The sequence below is a fragment of the Photorhabdus caribbeanensis genome (assembly GCF_018448885.1).
Lineage (GTDB): Bacteria > Pseudomonadota > Gammaproteobacteria > Enterobacterales > Enterobacteriaceae > Photorhabdus > Photorhabdus caribbeanensis.
The window spans coordinates 1-16537 of sequence record NZ_RCWB01000016.1 but is presented as its reverse complement, the minus strand read 5'-3'; the positions used below and the strand labels follow the sequence as shown (position 1 = coordinate 16537).

General features: G+C 42.5%; 12 protein-coding genes and 1 rRNA gene. 11 read left to right on the top strand and 2 right to left on the bottom strand.

The window, feature by feature from the left end:
- The first annotated feature begins 66 nt into the window (after positions 1-66).
- The 9 genes from proV (at position 67) to emrB (ending at position 9748) form a co-directional block, all read left to right on the top strand.
- The gene (proV, locus tag EAE90_RS12240; protein ID WP_214053740.1) at positions 67-1266 is read left to right on the top strand and encodes a glycine betaine/L-proline ABC transporter ATP-binding protein ProV; all 1200 of its coding nucleotides are present in this window, start codon (positions 67-69) and stop codon (positions 1264-1266) included.
- Positions 1259-2344 (top strand): glycine betaine/L-proline ABC transporter permease ProW, encoded by a 1086-nt coding sequence (proW, locus tag EAE90_RS12235; RefSeq protein WP_214053739.1) that lies wholly within the window; start codon positions 1259-1261, stop codon positions 2342-2344. The genes proV and proW overlap by 8 nt, the downstream gene beginning before the upstream one ends.
- A gap of 69 nt (positions 2345-2413) precedes the next feature.
- Positions 2414-3412, top strand: coding sequence for a glycine betaine/L-proline ABC transporter substrate-binding protein ProX (gene proX / locus EAE90_RS12230; protein ID WP_214053781.1), 999 nt, complete (start codon positions 2414-2416; stop codon positions 3410-3412).
- 294 nt (positions 3413-3706) lie between these two features.
- A complete protein-coding gene (locus tag EAE90_RS12225) occupies positions 3707-4897 on the top strand; it encodes an MFS transporter (RefSeq protein ID WP_214053738.1) in 1191 nt (396 codons plus the stop codon).
- Positions 4898-5022: 125 nt separating this feature from the next.
- Complete coding sequence (locus EAE90_RS12220) at positions 5023-5781, top strand: AzlC family ABC transporter permease (protein ID WP_214053737.1); 759 nt, start codon at positions 5023-5025, stop codon at positions 5779-5781.
- Complete coding sequence (gene ygaH / locus EAE90_RS12215) at positions 5778-6116, top strand: L-valine transporter subunit YgaH (RefSeq protein WP_105399032.1); 339 nt, start codon at positions 5778-5780, stop codon at positions 6114-6116. Before EAE90_RS12220 ends, ygaH begins: the two co-directional genes overlap by 4 nt.
- A 129-nt stretch (positions 6117-6245) precedes the next feature.
- The gene (mprA, locus tag EAE90_RS12210; RefSeq protein ID WP_036776777.1) at positions 6246-6773 is read left to right on the top strand and encodes a transcriptional repressor MprA; all 528 of its coding nucleotides are present in this window, start codon (positions 6246-6248) and stop codon (positions 6771-6773) included.
- Between the two features lie 234 nt (positions 6774-7007).
- Positions 7008-8192, top strand: coding sequence for a multidrug efflux MFS transporter periplasmic adaptor subunit EmrA (emrA, locus tag EAE90_RS12205; protein WP_214053736.1), 1185 nt, complete (start codon positions 7008-7010; stop codon positions 8190-8192).
- Between the two features lie 14 nt (positions 8193-8206).
- Complete coding sequence (gene emrB / locus EAE90_RS12200; RefSeq protein WP_214053735.1) at positions 8207-9748, top strand: multidrug efflux MFS transporter permease subunit EmrB; 1542 nt, start codon at positions 8207-8209, stop codon at positions 9746-9748.
- Between the two features lie 46 nt (positions 9749-9794).
- Here emrB and EAE90_RS12195 read toward each other — a convergent pair whose 3' ends face one another.
- On the bottom strand, positions 9795-10811 hold the full coding sequence (locus EAE90_RS12195; protein WP_214053734.1) for a tRNA/rRNA methyltransferase: 1017 nt from the start codon (positions 10809-10811) through the stop codon (positions 9795-9797).
- Between the two features lie 324 nt (positions 10812-11135).
- On the opposite strand from EAE90_RS12195, the gene EAE90_RS12190 reads away from it, so the two are divergent.
- The gene (locus EAE90_RS12190) at positions 11136-13778 is read left to right on the top strand and encodes a bifunctional acetate--CoA ligase family protein/GNAT family N-acetyltransferase (protein WP_214053733.1); all 2643 of its coding nucleotides are present in this window, start codon (positions 11136-11138) and stop codon (positions 13776-13778) included.
- Positions 13779-14066: 288 nt separating this feature from the next.
- On the top strand, positions 14067-15422 hold the full coding sequence (gene pssA / locus EAE90_RS12185; protein ID WP_214053732.1) for a CDP-diacylglycerol--serine O-phosphatidyltransferase: 1356 nt from the start codon (positions 14067-14069) through the stop codon (positions 15420-15422).
- Between the two features lie 976 nt (positions 15423-16398).
- Here the strand turns inward: pssA and rrf are convergent.
- Positions 16399-16514 (bottom strand): 5S ribosomal RNA (gene rrf, locus EAE90_RS12180).
- Positions 16515-16537 lie beyond the last annotated feature (23 nt).

Below are 16537 nucleotides of genomic sequence, written 5' to 3'. Positions count from 1 at the left end.
GAATCATGCAGAGATGAATAATGCATAACACCATCACATAACCATTGAAAGGAAAGTAACTATTTCATGGCAATTAAACTTGAAGTTAAAAACCTCTATAAGATATTTGGCGATCATCCAGAATATGCTTTCAAATTATTGAATTCAGGCTTAAACAAAGATCAGATATTTGAAAAGACAGGCATGACTGTTGGTATACAAAATGCCAATCTGGCCATTGAAGAAGGCGAAATATTTGTCATCATGGGATTATCAGGCTCCGGCAAATCCACAATGGTACGCCTTCTCAATCGTCTGATAAAACCGACCCGCGGCCAAGTATTGATTGACGGTGAAGATATTTCTGAAATTTCAGAAACAGCGTTAAGAGAAATTCGCCGTAACAAAATCAGTATGGTTTTCCAATCATTTGCACTGATGCCACATCTAAATGTACTGGAAAACAGCGCCTTTGGTATGGAACTTGCTGGCATCGGCAAACAAGAGCGCGATAAAAAAGCATTGGATGCACTGAAACAGGTAAACCTGGAAAATTATGCGCAATCCTATCCAGATGAGCTTTCAGGCGGCATGCGCCAACGTGTCGGGCTTGCCAGAGCACTCGCTAATAACCCAGATATTTTGCTAATGGATGAAGCGTTTTCTGCCCTTGATCCATTAATTCGTACAGAAATGCAAGATGAATTACTCAGTCTGCAAGGCGATCAACCGCGGACTATTGTCTTTATTTCTCATGACTTAGATGAGGCAATGCGCATCGGCGATCGGATTGCCATTATGCAAGACGGTGTTGTTGTACAAGTCGGCACACCTGACGAAATCCTGAACAATCCAGCAAATGACTATGTGAAAACTTTCTTTCGTGGCGTAGATATCAGCCATGTATTTAGTGCTAAAGACATTGCCCGCCGCCGTCCAGACTCTTTGCTCCATATTGCACCCGGTTTTGGTCCTCTTTCTGCATTGAAAGTCCTCGATGACGAAAACAGAAACTATGGTTACTTGATCGAACATGGACAAAAATTCGCCGGCATAGTTTCCACAAATTCCTTGGAAAAAGCATTACAGGAAAAAAAACCTATTGAACACGCCATATTAGCGGAACCGACCGCAGTTGCCGCAGATATGCCTCTCAATGAGCTGATTGCTGTTGTAGCACAATCACCTTGTGCAGTTCCGGTTGTTGGAAATAACGACAAATATATCGGCGTTATTTCCAAAGGGATGCTGTTGCAGGCATTAGATAAGGAGACACCAAATGAGTAACCAAAACAAACATCAAACTCAGCCTGAACAGAATACACAGGATACCTCTTCCATCGCTGCCGATAATACAGATCCCTGGAGCAACGGGACCAATGCTGATAATTTAACGGGTTCTGACTGGCTTGATGCACCTGCAACTACGGTACAGCCTGAACATTTCAATATCATGGACCCATTCCAACACCCACTTATCCCCTTAGATTCATGGGTAATCCATGCTATTGATTGGATTGTGCTAAATTTTCGCCCCGCATTTCAGGGAATACGCGTCCCCATTGATTTTGTTCTCAGTGGCTTTGAACAATGCCTGACTTCAATACCGGCCCCTATTGCCATCCTCTTTTTTGCTCTGATTGCCTGGCAGTTATCAGGCATTGGTATGGGCATTACCGCACTAATTTCTCTGGTAATTATTGGTGCAATAGGCGCATGGTCTGAAGCGATGGTCACTCTATCACTAGCTCTGACATCGCTGTTGTTCTGTATCATCGTTGGCTTACCTCTCGGTATATGGCTGGCACACAGTAAGAGAGCGGCAAAAATCATCCAACCACTGCTTGATGCCATGCAAACCACACCAGCATTCGTCTATCTGGTTCCGATTGTCATGCTGTTCGGCATCGGTAACGTGCCTGGGGTTATCGTGACCATTATCTTTGCTCTTCCCCCAATTGTCCGTCTGACAATTTTAGGCATCAAGCAAGTTCCGACAGATCTGATAGAAGCAGCCGAATCTTTTGGCGCCAGCCCTCGTCAGATGCTGTTTAAAGTTCAGTTACCACTGGCTATGCCAACCATTATGGCCGGTGTCAACCAAACCCTGATGCTGGCCCTATCAATGGTTGTTATTGCATCAATGATTGCAGTTGGTGGTTTAGGCCAGATGGTTTTGCGAGGCATTGGCCGTCTTGATATGGGACTTGCCGCAGTAGGTGGCGTCGGGATTGTTATTCTGGCGATTCTCCTTGACCGCCTAACACAGTCTCTTGGCCGCGATAACCGAACTAAAGGAGTAAATCGTTGGTATGCCACCGGACCCATTGGATTAATTACCCGTTTATTCAGCCAAAAAGCATAACCTTCAAAGACACCTATCAAACCGCAGGAGTTTGGTAAACACATGATGACTGCAACAGGAGGAAAAACCATGCGCAAAATAGTTATCTGGGCGATATCTCTATCATCACTGATAAGCTCTCAATTATTCGCTGTCGAATTACCAGGTAAAGGTATCAGCGTACAACCCGTACAAAGCACCCTTAGCGAAGAAACATTCCAGACGCTGATCGTCAATAAGGCATTGGAAAAGCTTGGCTATGATGTCAAACCTATCAAAGAAGTAGACTACAACGTCGCCTATTCTTCTATCGCTTCCGGTGACGCAACGTTTATGACCGTAAGTTGGGAACCATTGCACAACACCCAATATCAGGCAGCAGGTGGTAATGCAAAATTCTACCGTGTTGGTAACTATGTAGAAAATGCCGCTCAGGGGTATTTAATCGACAAAAAAACAGCGGAAAAATACAACATCACAAATATTGCCCAATTGAAAGATCCGAAAATAGCCAAATTATTCGATACTAACGGTAATGGCAAAGCCGATTTAACTGGCTGTAATCCCGGTTGGGGCTGTGAAATCGCCATTAACCATCATCTTAAAGCTTATGGTTTAAACAATAGCGTTGAGCATAATCAAGGGAACTATGCAGCCATGATAGCAGACACTATTACCCGCTATAAAGAAGGCAAACCCATCTTATATTACACATGGACACCTTATTGGGTCAGTGATGTACTGAAACCGGGTAAAGATGTTGTCTGGCTGCAAGTTCCTTTCTCCGCTATGCCGAATGATGAAAAAATAGATACGAAACTGCCAAATGGTGCTAACTATGGTTTCCCACCAAGTATTATGCACATTGCCGCCAATAAAAAGTGGGCAGAAGTCAACCCGTCCGCAGCCAAACTATTTTCTATCATGAAAATGCCTCTCGCTGATATTAATGCCCAAAACCTACGGATGCATAATGGTGAAGCATCACAAGCGGAGATTGAACGTCACGCCAATGGTTGGATTAAGGCTCATCAAAAATTGTTTGATGGTTGGGTTCAAACTGCCATTGAAGCCGCCGGAAAAAATTAATATTTAAAGCAACAGTGAATTGATATAAAACAATTCACTGTTTTTTACTGCTATTTTTTCTTACGTAAAATTCTTATTAGAATTCATATTTTAATAATTCTATAGTGTTTTCATCCTAATTATAACAAATAATTAGGATTAATGTCTATTTCACATTTCCATTCTCTCGGTTCCACCATTGAATTTGACAATAAAAATTCATTACAATGCAAAAAATTCAGCTAGTGACTACAGATTTATAACAAGTTATTTACTCATCCTCAACCTGCCGTTTAAACATAAGAAAAAACTTTTATGGAAGAAAATATTTCTCGCACGTCATTAAGTCCAGCTTTGATTGCCCTGATAGCAATTGCCACAGGTCTAGCTGTCGCCAGCAACTACTATGCACAACCGCTGCTCGATACTATCGCGTTACAATTTAATCTGACCGCCAATGAAGCGGGATTTATTGTGACTACAGCTCAATTGAGCTATGCCGTCGGCCTGATATTCCTTGTGCCGTTAGGTGATATGTTTGAGCGACGTGGCCTGATTGTCTCAATGACAATATTAGCCGCCGTTGGATTATTGATTACCGCTACATCGCAGAACATCTGGCAAATGCTATTAGGAACGGCACTGACAGGCTTATTTTCGGTCGTCGCCCAAGTACTGGTTCCTCTGGCCGCAACACTTGCCCTCCCTCACCAGCGTGGAAAAGCTGTCGGTACGATTATGAGCGGTTTGCTGCTTGGAATATTACTGGCAAGAACCATATCAGGAACAATGGCGACTCTTGGCGGCTGGCGAACTGTTTTTTGGGTTGCCAGCGTCTTATTGGCGATCCTTTCTTTAATATTATGGCGCTACCTGCCCCGTTATAAACAAGTAACTGATCTCAATTATTTCCAATTACTTCGCTCTATTGCGAAACTCGTTACTACAACCCCTCTTCTAAGAGTGCGCTCTATACTGGGAGCACTGACATTTGCCAATTTCAGCCTGCTATGGACATCAATGGCATTCCTGCTCTCAGCGCCTCCTTTTAACTATTCCGAAGGCGTAATCGGCTTATTTGGGTTAGTCGGCGCAGCCGGAGCGCTGATGGCAACCAAAGCCGGGCAACTCGTTGATAAAGGGAAAGGTCCTCTAACCACTACCATTTCTCTGGTGCTATTACTTCTTTCCTGGATACCGATTGGCTTAGCCAAAGAATCATTAATTGGCTTTCTGATTGGTATTTTTCTCCTTGATATTGCAATTCAAGGTGTTCACGTTACGAATCAAAGCACGATATACCGCATTATGCCAGAAGCCAGAAACCGACTCACTGCCGCTTACATGACCATCTATTTTATCGGCGGAGCCTTTGGCTCTCTGGTTTCAGGCTATGCTTACAAACACTCAGGTTGGTATGGCGTTGCTGCCGCTGGCATGGCTATCTGTATAATCAGCCTAATCGTATGGTTTTTGGGCAAAAAGTACGAACCAAAGACGTTGTAAAAAAACAGGCTATGATAAAAAATGCTTAAATAAAAACATTTATGAAACATTTATTAAGGATGATATTTTCTATTTGATTTCCTTTTGTTAATGTTACATAACATTTATATAACCAGATGGACTTTATGCCTGTTTCTGATACATCATCCCCCTTAACCAGTAAAAAATCTTCTTTTACTGAAGGAATAATAGACAGTTTACCTATTGTCATCGGTTACATTCCCGTAGCCTTTGCTTTTGGTCTTAATGCCGTAAAACTTGGCTTCAACCCAATAGAAGCCATTTTCTTTTCATGCATCATCTACGCCGGTGCAAGTCAATTTGTCATCACAGCTTTATTAAGCGCGGGCACATCACTATGGATCTCTGCTCTAACAATCATGGCAATGGATGTTCGCCATATTCTTTATGGCCCATCTTTGAGGCATCGTATCAAAGATAAGTTAACGGAGAAAAAAACCGTTATTTGGGCTTTCGGTCTGACAGATGAAGTTTTTGCCGCCGCTACCGCAAAACTCATTAAGAACCAACGGAGCTGGAGTGAAAACTGGATGGTTGCGATTGCGATCTGCTCCTGGCTGGCTTGGGTCGCAGGTACCGCAGCCGGGGCATTTCTTGGCAACGGTTATTTGGCATCCTATCCTGCCGTAGAAGCTGCCATGATTTTCATGTTGCCAGCACTGTTTCTCAGTTTTCTTCTTGCTTCTTGCAGAAAGCAAAATAGTTATTGTGTTGCAACCGCGCTAACCGGTGCACTGTTGGGGATTACATTTTTCTCAATTCCAGTTGCTATTCTGGCAGGTATTGTCGGTGGCTGTATCGCAGCACTGTTACAACCGCAAAATAGTTGCAATGACTCTTCTGAACAAAAGGAAACACCATGATTGACAGCAAGATTTTGCTCATTGGGCTATTTGTTGGGCTGGCTAACTTTTCATTTCGCTATCTGCCACTGCGATTTGGGAAAGCACGCCAATCTGCCGGCAGGAAAGGTGGAAAAACAAGCATTATTCTTGACAGTATTGGTATTGCATCCATTTGTTCTTTACTCATCGTATCGGGTGTACCTGATGTGATGAGAGAGAGTCAAAAGCTATTTCCTACCCTCATAGGTTGTCTGACCATCTGCTTAATCTTTTACAAAACAAGGAAAATTATACTCGCAACGTTATTTGGCGCACTGCTTTTTGGACTAACATTCAAAATATTTATGAATTAGGTATCAATATCAAAAGAAATATGATGATAACAAATAACTACAATTGCTAAATTTATCTTTTAATATACCATTTGGATGTTTGATAACAAAAGTTATCTTACCAGTTGAAACTAATAAGGTATCTAAATAATGGAAAGTTCGTTTACGCCTACCGAAGAATTACTGAATATTCGTGCAGCACAGCAAGCCAAATTAAATAAAGATATCCCTTATCAAGAGATCCTGTTGACTAGGTTATCAATGCACGTCCAAAGTAAATTGCTTGAAAACCGTAATAATATGCTGAAAGCTCAAGGAATCAATGAAACCTTGTTCATGGCCCTGATGATCCTTGATACTAAGGAAAGCCATAGCATTCAGCCATCAGAATTAAGTGCCGCATTGGGTTCTTCCCGTACTAACGCCACTCGTATTGCTGATGAATTAGAAAAGCAGGAGTGGATTGAAAGAAAGGAAAGTCATAACGACCGCCGTTGCCTTCATCTTCATCTGACAGAACAAGGTACAAAATTTTTAAATAGTTTGCTTCCACCTCAACACGATTGCCTGAGAAGACTTTGGTCATGCCTTGACCAGGAGGAACAAAAACAGTTAGAAAAGTTAATGAGAAAATTACTGGTCAGACTTGATACAATGGGCGATTGTATCAAAAAATAGCTTGTTGTTTAATCGATCAATTTTTATCCAAAAAACACTTTCCTGGTTAAATTGTTCGAAAAAATTTTCCTGTTAGCTAAGATGATATTTTCTGCAAAAAGCTAACTATTATTCTTCGATAACATTGGATCCTGTGTCATTCACCTTTCCAGTAGTGACGGTATACCACTACTGGAAGGTGATCTGAAAAAAATAGTATTACTAGAAGATAAATAACAAGCATGGGGATTTACTATGAGCGCAAATGAGGAAATAGAAGTACAAGCGGCACAAGATCCAAACAGTAGCAAAAAAAGGCAACGCAGTCGCGCCTTAATGCTACTAACCCTTGTCTTCACCCTACTCGGTATTGCCTACTTTTTCTATTGGTTTCTCATTTTACGCCACCACCAAGAAACAGATAACGCCTACGTTACAGGTAATCAAGTTCAGATCATGTCGCAAGTTGCTGGCAGCGTAATCATAGTTAACTTTGATAATACTGACTTTGTGAAAAGCGGTAGTGTACTGGTACAACTCGATCCCCGTGATGCAGAATTAGCATTAGAAAAAGCCAAAACAGCACTAGCCAACAGTGTTCGTCAAACTCATCAACAAATAGTCAACAGTAAACAATATCAGGCTAACATCGCTCTACGCAGATCTGAATTAACCAAAGTTCGAAATGATCTTAGCCGCCGAGAAATCCTTAGCACTCAAAAAGTCATTGGCAAAGAAGAGTTGCAACATGCACAGGAAGCTGTCGCCAGTGCCCGAGCTGCGCTGGATATGGCTATCGAACAATATAACGCTAATCAAGCAATTGTTCTGAATACGCCTCTAGAGAAGCAACCGGCCGTTGAACAAGCCGCAACGGAAGTCCGTAATGCCTGGCTGGCATTACAACGCACGAAAATAGTCAGCCCAATTGATGGCTATGTCTCACGCCGTAGTGTACAAGTTGGTGCTCAAATTAATAAAAATACCCCTCTGATGGCGATAGTTTCGGCAAACGACATGTGGATCGAAGCTAACTTCAAAGAGACGCAAATTTCTGGTATGCGTATTGGTCAACCTGTGGAAATCACCAGCGATTTCTATGGTGGAAGCAAAATATTTAGCGGCAAAATTACCGGCCTTGATATGGGAACCGGCAGCGCCTTCTCTTTGTTACCCGCCCAGAACGCCAGTGGCAATTGGATTAAGGTTGTACAACGTTTACCCGTCCGCGTTGAACTTGATCCAGGGCAGCTAGAAAAATACCCACTACGCATCGGCCTCTCGACTAAAGTCAGAGTAGATACTACAAATCCTGATGGCCCCGTTCTGTCTGATAGAACACGCACTAAATCGGCTTATCACACCACGGCTCTGGCAATAGATATGTCTCCTGCCAATAATATAGTTAATGACATTATTAATAGTAATGCTGGAAAATAATACCGGAGGCCAAGGTGACAAAACAGCCGCTTACAGGTGCCAAACTTGCATGGATGACTATTGCGTTATCCTTAGCTACGTTCATGCAAGTGTTAGATTCCACCATTGCTAACGTAGCGATACCTACTATTTCAGGTAATCTGGGATCATCAAATTCTCAAGGGGTTTGGGTAATTACCTCTTTCGGCGTTGCCAATGCGATATCCATCCCGATTACGGGATGGCTGGCAAAACGCATCGGCGAAGTTAAATTATTCATTTGGTCAACCGCTCTATTCTCCATCGCGTCTTGGCTATGTGGTATTTCCAACAGTCTTAACATGCTAATCTTTTTTCGGGTTATTCAAGGATTAGTTGCAGGTCCTCTTATCCCCCTTTCACAAAGTCTACTCCTAAACAATTATCCACCAGCCAAAGGAAATATGGCATTGGCGCTATGGTCAATTACGATTATTGTCGCGCCGATTTTTGGCCCTATTCTGGGTGGCTACATCAGTGATAACTACCATTGGGGATGGATTTTCTTTATCAACGTTCCTGTTGGTATAGCGATTATTCTGATTGCTATGCAAACGCTGAAAGGGCGTGAAACTCAAACAGAGATCAGACCGATAGACACAATAGGACTGATGTTACTGGTTGTCGGCGTTGCCTGTTTACAAATCATGCTAGATCAGGGTAAAGAGCTAGACTGGTTTAATTCTACAGAAATTATCATCTTGACGGTTATCGCAATCATCTCATTAACATTTCTAGTGGTATGGGAACTGACTGACGATAACCCGATTATTGACCTATCACTGTTTAAAGAACGTAATTTTACCATTGGTTGCTTCTGTTTGAGCTTAGCTTATATGCTCTATTTCGGCACAATTGTGTTATTACCTCAATTATTACAGGAAGTGTTCGGTTATACGGCAACCTGGTCAGGTCTTGCATCAGCACCGGTAGGATTGTTGCCACTCATCATTTCGCCACTGATTGGTAAATTCGGCAATAAAGCAGATATGCGCTACATAGTGACATTCAGCTTTGTTGTTTATGCCATCTGCTATTACTGGCGTGCATATACATTCGAACCAGGCATGGATTTTGCCGCAGTCGCATGGCCTCAGTTTATCCAGGGGTTTGCTATTGCCTGTTTCTTCATGCCACTCACAACCATTACTCTTTCCGGTTTGTCATCAGAGCGAGTGGCATCTGCATCCAGTCTATCGAATTTTATCCGAACATTGGCAGGCTCAATAGGAACATCACTAACCACAACCATGTGGACCCAACGCGAATCAATGCATCATTCCCATTTTACCGAACACATCAACCCTTATAACCCCAACACGCAACAGATTTATCAACAATTATCGGAATCGGGAATGAATAACCAACAAATTCCCGCTTATCTGGCAAAAGAGATTACCCATCAAGGGCTAATAATTTCAGCGAATGAAATTTTCTGGCTCTCCGCTTGCGTATTCCTGATATTAATCTTACTCGTCTGGTTCGCAAAACCACCATTCACACAAGGAAGTAAAGAGAATATTGGCGGAGCCCACTGAATCTTAAATAGCAAAGCGGGGAATATTACACTCCCCGCTTTTCCTATCAAGCTTTGTTCTGTCGCCACCATTCAGCTAGCATAATGCCCGTTGCAACAGAAACGTTCAGACTTTCAACTAAACCTGTGCCACCAACGAACAAACTCATATCACCATGTTTCCAAGCACTGTCACTCAAGCCATCACGTTCCTGCCCAAGAACCAGAACCATTTTTTCCGGTAATTCAGCTTTAGCTAAATCGGTACTACCTTTATGGCTGGAGGTCGTTACAATGGTGTAACCCGCTTGACGAAATTTATTCAGTGTGGTGAGCAAGCTATCAGCATCAATACCTTTAATATGCTCAGCGCCACCTTCTGCTGTACGGATAGCCGCCCCCGATTCCAGTAAAGCCACATCCTGCAAAATCACCCCTTGCACACCGAAATGCGCACAGCTTCGCATAATAGCGCCAAGGTTGTGAGGATTACCCACATCTTCAAGAGCCAAAACACAATCTTTTGCTGGAGCATCTTTCAGATAGGTTTCTGCATCCAAACCGTTGCGTTTCTTAATCAGAAAACAAACACCACCATGATGTTCAGTACCCGATACTTTCGCCAGTTCAGCTTCATCCACAACATGATAGGCTTTACGATTAGCTGCCATCCATTTCAGCGCATTGCGGAAACGCGGTGTCACTGACTCAACGAACCAGGCACGAACTATCGCTTCAGAACGGTTTTTAAACATCGCCTGACAAGCATTTTCACCGTAAATCCGGGTTTCTTCCATGCGCTGACGACGGAGCTGTTCAGGATCAATCTGGCTTTTCCCACTGATACCACCATGCACTGGCGTTAAAGAATCACTCTCAGGGCGTGACACTGTTTTCCAAGGCGATCTTTCACGCTCATTGGCACGCGGAGAACGGGAGGTGCGCTCATTGTCCCGACGACGCTGACTTTGATCGCGCCCGTTGCCAGACGGACGTTTGTTATTACTGCGGCTGTCATTATCGCCCTCACTGCGGACATACATCACTTTGACTTTGCCATTTTTACCACTATATGAATCGTTCATTCGTTTCTCCAACTGCTTTACGGCGCGAAGATTACCTGATGTGCGCATCTTAAGCTACCTCTGACAGCCATAATCAATCCACTAAATGCGCCCTTAATTTTCCTGCCTTCGGCGAGACATGCCGTACTTGCTATGGAGAGCACAGTCAGGCTGCCTATTGAAACAGACACCCACCGAAGATATTCAAGCTACAGCCTGATACCCTTTTGGAACAAGCTGACAATTTAATTGCTTCCCAGCAACTGCATCCAATAACGCAAGTCACAGCAATAAGTTGCGAAATCAGCTACAGTTATCAATTAACCACAAATAAGGAGCCTCCTGATGAGCCAGCGCGGACTTGAAGCTTTATTACGCCCTAAATCCATTGCTGTAATTGGTGCCTCAGAAAAACCAGAACGAGCGGGTTCAGTTATGATGCGCAATCTGCTTGCAGGAGGCTTTGCCGGGCCAATACTACCGGTAACTCCCAATAGCCGTTCTGTTCAAGGCGTATTAGCTTATCCTTCAATAGATAAATTACCAATCACGCCAGATTTAGCTATTATCTGTACTCACCACCACCGTAATTTGCCATGTCTGGAACAACTGGGGCAATTGGGTTGCAAAACAGTGATTATTCTTTCTTCACCAAAGCCCCAATTTACTGAACTAAGACAGTGTTGCCAGCGCTATAGCATCCGGCTACTTGGGCCAAACAGTTTGGGACTATTAGCTCCCTGGCAAGGGCTAAATGCCAGCTTTTCTCCGATTCCAATACTCAAAGGGAAATTAGCCTTTATTTCTCAATCCGCGGCAGTCTCAAATACGATTCTTGACTGGGCGCAACATCGGGGAGTCGGATTTTCCTACTTTATCGCGTTAGGCGATAGTGTAGATATCGATATTGATCATCTGCTCGATTTTCTAGCTCGCGACAGTAAAACCAGCGCCATCCTGCTCTATTTAGAGCATATCCATGACGCCCGTCGCTTTCTTTCAGCATCCAGAAGTGCTTCCCGCAATAAACCTATTTTGGTGGTCAAAAGCGGTCGCACCAAGCGAGCACAAAAATTACTTGGTGAACAACAAAATCTGGATGCAGCTTATGATGCAGCAATTCAGCGAGCAGGGTTATTACGCGTGCAAGACACGCATGAAATGTTTTCTGCTGTAGAAACCCTAAGCTATATGTCACCTTTACGGGGTGAACGACTATTTATCATCAGCAATGGCGCCGCTCCAACCGCAATGGCGCTGGATGAATTATTCCGCCGTAACGGTAAGCTGGCAATATTAGGTGAAGAAACAACGAAGGCATTAAAAACACAATTACCGGAAACTATCTCCCCACATAATCCGCTGGATTTAAGAGATGACTCCACGGTGGAACGTTATATCGCTGCGTTAAAACCGTTACTAGACAGCCACGACCATGATGCTCTGTTACTCATCCATTCTCCTAGCGCAATTGCGCCTGGTATTCAAACCGCCACCAAAGTCATTGAAACAATCCGTAAACACCCAAGGGGAAAATGGCTCACTATTTTTACCAATTGGTGCGGCGAATACTCTACTCAAGAAGCCCGGCGCCTATTCAGTGAAGCAGGTATTCCAACTTATCGCACTCCTGAAGGTGCAATTACTGCTTTCATGCACATGGTGGAATATCGCCGCAATCAAAAACAATTAACAGAAACGCCCGCTCTACCAGTAAACATCACCGCTAATACTGCACGTGCCCATCAGTGTATACAACAGGCGCTGAAACAAGAAAACTTTCGTCTAGATACCCATGAAGTTCAACCTATTCTGGCAGCCTATGGCCTCAATACATTGCCAACATGGATTGCTCATAACAGTGATGAAGCAGTCAATATTGCCCAACAGATCGGTTATCCTGTCGCTCTGAAATTACGCTCGCCAGATATTCCGCATAAATCAGAAGTTCAGGGGGTTATGCTCTATTTGCGAAATGCAAATGAGGTCAAGGCTTCTGCTCAAGCGATTATCGAACGTGTCAATCAGAATTTCCCACATGCAAGAATTCAAGGGCTGTTAGTTCAGAGTATGGCAAACCGTGCGGGCGCACAAGAGCTACGTATTGCAGTAGAACAAGATGAGGTATTTGGCCCACTGATTATGTTAGGTGAAGGGGGGATCGAGTGGTCACAAGAGACACAAGTAGCTGTCGCGCTACCGCCTCTTAATATGGCATTAGCGCGCTATCTGGTTATTCAGGCGATTAAAAGCAGAAAAATTAAGCTCAGAGGAGCTCCCCAATCATTGGACATACTGGCACTCAGCCGACTGTTAGTTCAGGTATCTAATCTGCTACTTGATTGCCCGCAAATTTTACGACTAGATATTCATCCGTTATTGGCTTCTGGCGATGAATTCACATTATTAGATGTTTCAATGGAATTATCTGCCATAGAAGGTGATCCACGAACCAGATTAGCTATCCGTCCATATCCAAGCGAACTAGAAGAAACGATAAAACTCAGAGGGGATGCAGAATGCCTGCTACGTCCGATTCTGCCCGAAGACGAACCGTTGCTGAAAGATTTTATCGGCCAGGTCACTAAAGAAGATCTCTATTACCGCTACTTTAGTGAAATCAGCGAATTTACACACGACGATCTGGCAAATATGACTCAGATTGATTATGACCGCGAAATGGCATTTGTTGCGGTACGACATCCTAAAACGACTCCGGAAATTATCGGAGTGACTCGTGCCATAGCTGATCCTGATAATGTCGAAGCAGAATTCGCTGTGCTAGTGCGTTCTGACTTAAAAGGGATTACTCTTGGATATCAGCTTATGATAAAACTGATTAACTATACCCGAGAGCATGGCATAAACCGCCTTAATGCTATTACCATGCCAGAAAACCGTACAATGATAAAACTGGCTAAAAAACTGGGGTTTACCATAGATGTTCAATTTGAGGATAGCATTGTAAACTTATCTCTCGAACTTTAAATCAACTTCGTGATGAATCGCACAGACTTGAATCATTAGACATTAGAGCGTTAAATCATGCTCACAATTAGTCAAACTAATGGTATTATCGCCAGATCATTTGATTCATTGCTTTACATATACCCTATGGATTTCAAGATGCATCGCGACGGCAAGGGAGCGAATCCCCGGGAGCATAGCCAACTATGTGACTGGGGCGAGTGAGTGCAGCCAACAAAGAGGCAACTTGAAAGATGACAGGTATAGTAGTCTTTTAGCCATCCAACATAAGAGAAAAAGCGCACTGTGATGTTGTCTAAATTCAAACAAGCTAAACATCAACAACACCTTGCACAACTGCCTAAGCTACCTCAGTCAGTTGCTGATGTTAAAACACTTTATCAACCTGAAGTGTTCCGCAGCACCCTGCTGGAAAAAATTGCTAACGCTGAAAAACATATTTATATCATCTCCCTCTATCTGGAAAATGATGATGCAGGGAGAGATATTCTGAATGCACTTTATGCAGCTAAACAACAACGTCCGGGCTTGGACATTAAAGTGCTCGTTGACTGGCATCGGGCACAACGTGGACGAATTGGCGCCGCTGCAATGGCAACGAATGCCGATTGGTATTGTGCTATGGCAGAAGCTTATTCCGATGTAAAAATTCCAGTATTAGGTGTGCCTGTAAATACCCGCGAAGCACTGGGTGTTTTACATTTAAAAGGTTTTATCTTTGACGACACGGTAGTTTATAGTGGAGCAAGCATTAATGATGTTTATCTCCACCAACATGATAAATATCGTTATGATCGCTACCATTTGCTTCACAACGCAAAACTTGCAGAAGCAATGAAACACTTTGTTGATAATCACATTATCGCTACAGGAGCCGTACAGAAACTGGATTGTAAGAACCGTCCTCGGATTCCTGAAATTAAAAATTTGATCCGTCAATTACGTTTTTCTCTGCGGCACACTACCTATAAAATAAATAATCAGGCAACGAATGATGAATTATCCGTCACTCCACTTGCCGGTTTGGGAAAGAAAAATCTACTAAATAAAACCATTAGTCATCTGATCGCTAGCACAGAACAGAAATTGATTATTTGTACTCCGTATTTTAATCTTCCAGCCATCATTGTCCGGCGGATTGTTCATTTGCTCCGTAAAGGTAAACATGTAGAAATTATTGTTGGTGATAAAACTGCTAATGATTTTTATATTCCACCGGAAGAACCATTTAAAATTATCGGTGCATTACCCTATTTATATGAAATTAATCTACGCCGTTTCATCAGTAGACTACAGCGTTATGTTGACAACAATCAACTGACGATCAGGTTATGGAAAGATGGTGATAATAGCTACCACCTAAAAGGCGTGTGGGTGGACAATCAATGGCAATTAATTACAGGAAATAACCTTAATCCTCGTGCCTGGGGACTGGATTTAGAAAATGCCATTCTTATCCACGATCCTCATAAAGAAATGCAGGAGCAACGTACAGAAGAGCTAAACTGTATCCGTACTTATACTACGGTTGTCAGCAATTATCAGGAATTGGACAGCATCCAGCTTTACCCAGTCAAAGTACGTAAACTTATCCGCCGTTTACGCCGTATCCGAGTAGACAAACTGATTAGTCGTATTCTGTAATTGAATCGATAAAGCGAATTATCTTTTCTAAATCAAATCTCCTGATATTGAATATATTTCGGGAGATTTTTTACCATCGAACTTTAATTTGATAAATTTCAACTCTCGCTTCTAACAAAATTTTATCGAATCATAATTCTCTAATATTCTCTTTGACAAATTAGAAAAATACAGTACTCCCTATTTTTAGTTTTACTTCCAATAACTGATAAAAAACTCAAATAATGAAATTTAGTTTAGACACTTAAATATCCAATGCTACTTCAAAAAAATAGCTTTTCATAATGATGCTTTACTTTCAATTAAATATTATATCCCAAGTAATATAGTCTTTTCAGCCAAGAAATTCAGAGGAACAGATATATTTGAAAAAACCATCGATGTAATCCCATTTTGGAATGTTATTTATTCCTAAAAAACTATAACGAACAGCTAAAATTAAATATCACCATTCACTTAAGAAGTATATTTCTGAAATATTATTTTACTTGCTTATATGCTTCGGACTTTGATCTTATGGATACTCATCGTCAGGATGTTGAAAACATTAACCAGAAATATAGAAAATCTCATTAACGCACTACCGCTTATTTATGAAAAATTTTTCGATATATGGTACAAAACCAAAAAAAATTTCAACGACTAAAGGAAGAAGAACAATTTTATCGCCTAAGAAGCATGGAAAAAAAACTTTGGCTCAAGGCAAATTCTATTCAGGGGGAAACAACTATGTACCGCTAAATACAAAACAGCCCGCTATTAAGAGAATAGCATGACAACTTTGTATATTTTTGCAATTGACGAACGGTTTTCCTACCATTTACCCTTCGGACCACCGCCAATAAATATGGTCAACAAAAGCAAATTTCGACAAGCATCGTAACGTTTATGGCACCAAAGCGACGGTCGTATGTATCGCATGTCGTACAAACGCAAAAACCCCCAGCTTACGCTGAGGGTTTCCACTGGATTGAAAGCCTGGCAGTGTCCTACTCTCACATGGGGAGACCCCACACTACCATCGGCGCTACGGCGTTTCACTGCTGAGTTCGGCATGGGGTCAGGTGGGACCGCCGCGCTATCGCCGCCAGGCATATTCGGTTTCCTTCCGGCCG

Bases quoted from the DNA above. Each gene is read 5' to 3' on its own strand.
- mprA (WP_036776777.1), top strand. From the start codon at position 6,246: ATGGAAAGTTCGTTTACGCCTACCGAAGAATTACTGAATATTCGTGCA.
- pssA (WP_214053732.1), top strand. From the start codon at position 14,067: ATGTTGTCTAAATTCAAACAAGCTAAACATCAACAACACCTTGCACAA.
- ygaH (WP_105399032.1), top strand. From the start codon at position 5,778: ATGATTGACAGCAAGATTTTGCTCATTGGGCTATTTGTTGGGCTGGCT.
- emrA (WP_214053736.1), top strand. From the start codon at position 7,008: ATGAGCGCAAATGAGGAAATAGAAGTACAAGCGGCACAAGATCCAAAC.
- EAE90_RS12220 (WP_214053737.1), top strand. From the start codon at position 5,023: ATGCCTGTTTCTGATACATCATCCCCCTTAACCAGTAAAAAATCTTCT.
- EAE90_RS12195 (WP_214053734.1), bottom strand. From the start codon at position 10,811: ATGAACGATTCATATAGTGGTAAAAATGGCAAAGTCAAAGTGATGTAT.
- proV (WP_214053740.1), top strand. From the start codon at position 67: ATGGCAATTAAACTTGAAGTTAAAAACCTCTATAAGATATTTGGCGAT.
- EAE90_RS12190 (WP_214053733.1), top strand. From the start codon at position 11,136: ATGAGCCAGCGCGGACTTGAAGCTTTATTACGCCCTAAATCCATTGCT.
- proX (WP_214053781.1), top strand. From the start codon at position 2,414: ATGCGCAAAATAGTTATCTGGGCGATATCTCTATCATCACTGATAAGC.
- proW (WP_214053739.1), top strand. From the start codon at position 1,259: ATGAGTAACCAAAACAAACATCAAACTCAGCCTGAACAGAATACACAG.
- EAE90_RS12225 (WP_214053738.1), top strand. From the start codon at position 3,707: ATGGAAGAAAATATTTCTCGCACGTCATTAAGTCCAGCTTTGATTGCC.